We start from the raw sequence: 3,609 nt of genomic DNA, 5'->3' as shown, positions 1-3,609 counted from the left end.
CGCGCACGACTGCCCGCCCCGCCGCGCCGCAGCCGATCCCCGCGCAGGCGCCGAAGTCCGCGCCGTCGCCCGCCGAGTCCGCCGCCGAAGACCGGGTCACCGCTCTCAGGGGCCTGCCCAAGACGCTCGCGGCCAACATGGACGAGTCGCTCACGGTTCCCACGGCGACGAGCGTCCGCACGGTGCCCGCGAAGCTGATGATCGACAACCGCATCGTCATCAACAACCACATGGCGCGCACGCGCGGGGGCAAGGTCAGCTTCACCCACCTCATCGGGTGGGCGATCATCCAGGCGCTCAAGGAGTTCCCGAGCCAGAACGTGTTCTACGCCGAGATCGACGGCAAGCCGTCGGTCGTGGCTCCCGCGCACGTCAACCTCGGCATCGCGATCGACCTGCCGCGACCGGATGGCACGCGTGCGCTCCTGGTCCCCAGCATCAAGCGCGCCGACCAGCTGACGTTCGGCGAGTACCTCACCACGTACGAGGACCTCGTCTCACGCGCCCGCAACAACAAGCTGACGGCGGCCGACTTCCAGGGCACCACGATCTCGCTGACCAATCCTGGCGGCATCGGCACGGTGCACTCCGTGCCGCGCCTCATGAAGGGTCAGGGCTGCATCGTGGGCGCCGGCGCCCTGGAGTACCCGGCCGAGTTCCAGGGGGCCAGCGAGAAGACGCTCGTCGAACTGGGCATCGGCAAGACGATCACCCTCACGAGCACGTACGACCACCGCGTCATCCAGGGCGCCGGCTCGGGCGAGTTCCTCAAGAAGGTGCACGAGCTGCTCATCGGCCAGCGCGAGTTCTACGAGGGCATCTTCGCGGCGCTGCGCATCCCCTACGCGCCGATTCACTGGGCCTCCGACATCAATGTCGACCTCGCCGAGCGCGTCGACAAGACGGCGCGCGTGCAGGAGCTCATCAACTCGTTCCGGGTGCGCGGCCACCTCATGGCCGACACCGACCCGCTCGAGTACGTCCAGCGCACGCATCCCGACCTCGAGATCGAGAGCCACGGGCTGACGTTCTGGGACCTCGACCGCGAGTTCGTCACGAACGGCTTCGGCGGCAAGCGCCAGATGAAGCTCCGCGACATCCTCGGCGTGCTGCGCGACTCGTACTGCCGCACCATCGGCATCGAGTACATGCACATCCAGGACCCGGGGCAGCGTGCGTGGTTCCAGCAGAACGTCGAGGTCAAGTACCAGAAGCCCGGCCACGACGAGCAGCTGCGCATTCTCGACAAGCTCAACCAGGCCGAAGCCTTCGAGACGTTCCTGCAGACGAAGTACGTCGGGCAGAAGCGCTTCAGCCTCGAGGGCGGCGAGTCGCTGATCCCCCTCCTCGACGAGATCCTGCAGGGCGCGGCCGAGGCGGACCTGGACGGTGCCGCGATCGGCATGGCCCACCGCGGGCGCCTGAACGTGCTGACGAACATCGCGGGCAAGACGTACGGCCAGGTGTTCCGCGAGTTCGAGGGGTCCATCGCGATCGGCTCGAAGAGCGGCTCCGGGGACGTCAAGTACCACCTCGGCACCGAGGGCACCTTCGTGGCCGACGGCGACGGCGGTCAGGAGCTGCCGGTGTACCTGGCCGCGAACCCGTCCCACCTCGAGACGGTCGACGGCGTGCTCGAGGGCATCGTCCGGGCCAAGCAGGACCGCAAGCCCATCGGCAGCTTCTCGTGGCTGCCCATCCTCGTGCACGGCGACGCCGCCTTCGCCGGTCAGGGCGTGGTCGTCGAGACGCTGCAGATGTCGCAGCTGCGCGGCTACCGCACCGGCGGCACGATCCACGTGGTCGTCAACAACCAGGTCGGCTTCACCACGACGCCGCAGGACGGCCGCTCGTCGGTCTATGCCACCGACGTCGCCAAGACCATCCAGGCGCCCGTCTTCCATGTCAACGGCGACGACCCCGAGGCGGTCACTCGTGTCGCTCAACTGGCGTTCGCGTACCGCGAGCGGTTCCACCGGGACGTCGTGATCGACCTGGTGTGCTACCGCCGCCGCGGTCACAACGAGGGCGACGACCCGTCGATGACGCAACCTCTCATGACGAACCTCATCGAGGCCAAGCGCTCGGTTCGTCGCCTGTACACCGAGGCTCTGGTCGGTCGCGGCGACATCACCGAGGAGGAGTACGAGCAGGCGAAGCAGGACTTCCAGAATCGTCTCGAGATCGCCTTCGCCGAGACCCACGCGGCCGAGACCGGCTCGTCCCCGGTCGTCGAGGCGGATGCCGCAGCCCTTCCCGTCGCCGGTGAGCCCGAGACGACGGGCGTGTCGCGCGAGATGGTGCACCTCATCGGAGACACGTTCGTCAACAAGCCCGACGGCTTCACGGTGCACAACAAGCTGCAGCAGCTTCTCGACAAGCGCCTCGACATGAGCCGCAACGGCTCGATCGACTGGGGCTTCGCGGAGCTCCTGGCGTTCGGCTCGCTGCTGCTCGAGAAGACGAATGTCCGCCTTGCCGGGCAGGACTCGCGTCGTGGCACGTTCGTGCAGCGTCACGCGGTGCTCCACGACCGCGCGAACGGCCAGGAGTGGATCCCGCTCACGAACCTCAGCGAGGACCAGGGCCGGTTCTGGGTGTACGACTCGTTCCTCAGCGAGTACGCCGCGATGGGCTTCGAGTACGGCTACTCGGTCGAACGTGCCGATGCGCTCGTGCTGTGGGAGGCCCAGTTCGGCGACTTCGCCAACGGTGCCCAGTCGGTCGTCGACGAATTCATCTCGTCGGCCGACCAGAAGTGGGGCCAGCAATCTAGTGTCGTGCTGCTGCTCCCCCACGGCTACGAGGGGCAGGGTCCTGACCACTCGTCGGCACGCATCGAGCGGTACCTGCAGATGTGCGCGCAAGACAACATGACCGTTGCGCGCCCGTCGACCCCCGCGTCGTACTTCCACCTGCTGCGGCGCCAGGCATACGCGCGCCCCCGTCGCCCGCTGGTCGTCTTCACGCCGAAGGCGATGCTGCGGCTGCGCGGCGCCACGAGCAAGGTCGAGGACTTCCTGAGCGGCAAGTTCCAGCCGGTGCTCGACGACGACCGCGGCATCGACAAGTCCGCGGTCACGCGGGTGCTGCTGCACTCGGGCAAGATCCACTGGGATCTGCGCGCGGAGCTCGACAAGAACCCGAACCCGGCGATCGCCCTCGTGCGTCTCGAGCAGTACTTCCCTGCTCCGATCGACGAGCTCAACGGCGTCCTCGACGCGTACCCGAACGCCGAGCTGGTTTGGGTGCAGGACGAGCCCGAGAATCAGGGTGCCTGGCCATTCATCGCACTGGCGGTCGCGCAGCACCTGGGCGGCCGCGGGATCCGCCGGATCTCGCGCTCGGCAGCGGCGTCGACCGCGACCGGTTCGCCCAAGGTCCACGCGGTCGAGCAGGCCGCGATCATGCAGAAGGCGCTCACGCTCTAGGCGAACGGACCGCCATCTCGTCGTCCCTCGTGTGGGCGCGCGCCGTCGACTCGACGTCCCCCGCCCCCTCCCGAGGTCGTCGTGCTGTCGGCGGGGAGAGGCGGGGCCGCGGCATCCGTCGTCTTCACCTCGACGGATGCCGCGGACCGCCCGCGTGCCCGGCGCACCAGCGTGACGA

2 protein-coding genes are annotated in these 3,609 nt (G+C 68.3%); one reads left to right on the top strand and one right to left on the bottom strand.

Annotated features, from left to right (window positions below):
• The coding region (locus EIO58_RS14480; protein ID WP_127820121.1) for a multifunctional oxoglutarate decarboxylase/oxoglutarate dehydrogenase thiamine pyrophosphate-binding subunit/dihydrolipoyllysine-residue succinyltransferase subunit at nt 1-3,431 on the top strand (3,431 nt) is incomplete at its 5' end.
• Here the strand turns inward: EIO58_RS14480 and EIO58_RS19170 are convergent.
• Nucleotides 3,428-3,609, bottom strand: a 182-nt coding sequence (locus tag EIO58_RS19170; protein WP_205789304.1) for a hypothetical protein, incomplete at its 5' end; no start/stop codon positions are given. The genes EIO58_RS14480 and EIO58_RS19170 overlap by 4 nt on opposite strands.

The organism is Microbacterium sp. CPCC 204701 (assembly GCF_004010105.1).
GTDB lineage: Bacteria > Actinomycetota > Actinomycetes > Actinomycetales > Microbacteriaceae > Microbacterium.
Note: the sequence above shows the minus strand (reverse complement) of the source record. Positions and strands in the feature narration are given on the sequence as shown.